The 681-nt window shown below is 48.9% G+C and carries 1 protein-coding gene; it reads right to left on the bottom strand.

Annotation, left to right across the window (positions count from 1 at the left end):
• A partial coding sequence (locus tag A3756_RS06800; RefSeq protein ID WP_156490334.1) for an AMP-binding protein occupies positions 1-681 on the bottom strand: 681 nt, incomplete at both ends.

Here is a 681-nt window from a genome sequence, read left to right as displayed (position 1 = left end):
GGTTTCAGTTGGGCCATACATGTTCCAAAGCTCACTACAGCGTTGAAGTAGCTCTTCAGCTAAATCCAATGGCAATGCTTCGCCACCGCACAGTGCTTTTAATCTAGGCTCACCCTGCCAGCCACTACTGATCAGCAATCGCCAGGTGGCGGGTGTTGCTTGCATGAAGTTTGCCTGATGCTTTGTCAGCAAGCTTAATAAACGTCGACCATCACTACTATCCTGTTTCTTGGCAATAATGACTTTGGCGCCGACCCATAGTGGCAAGTAGAGTTCAAGTACGGCAATATCAAAAGACAAAGTTGTTACTGCCATCAGGGTATCATCAGCCTCGAGCCCTGGCTTTTCTGCCATGCTGTGTAAGAAGTTCATGACGGAAGCATGGGGTACCACAACGCCTTTAGGCTTTCCGGTAGAACCGGAGGTATAGATGATATACGCAGCTGTATCCTCAGGGATTGTTACATCTGGGCAAGCTGTGTTCTGCTGTGATAGACGTTCAGAAATCAGATCGGTATTGAGTATGTGTGCAACAGAAGGCAGGCGCTTGATATGCGTTTCTTGAGTGACTAGGTGTTGTAAGCCCGAGTCTTCAATCATGTACGCCAAACGATCATCGGGGAAGTCAGGGTCAAGCGGGACATAGCTGGCGCCGACTTTCAATATGCCAATTAGGGCCGC

The sequence above is a fragment of the Oleiphilus sp. HI0086 genome (assembly GCF_001635225.1).
The sequence above is the reverse complement of the archived record's forward strand: the minus strand, read 5'-3'. Positions and strand labels throughout refer to the sequence as shown.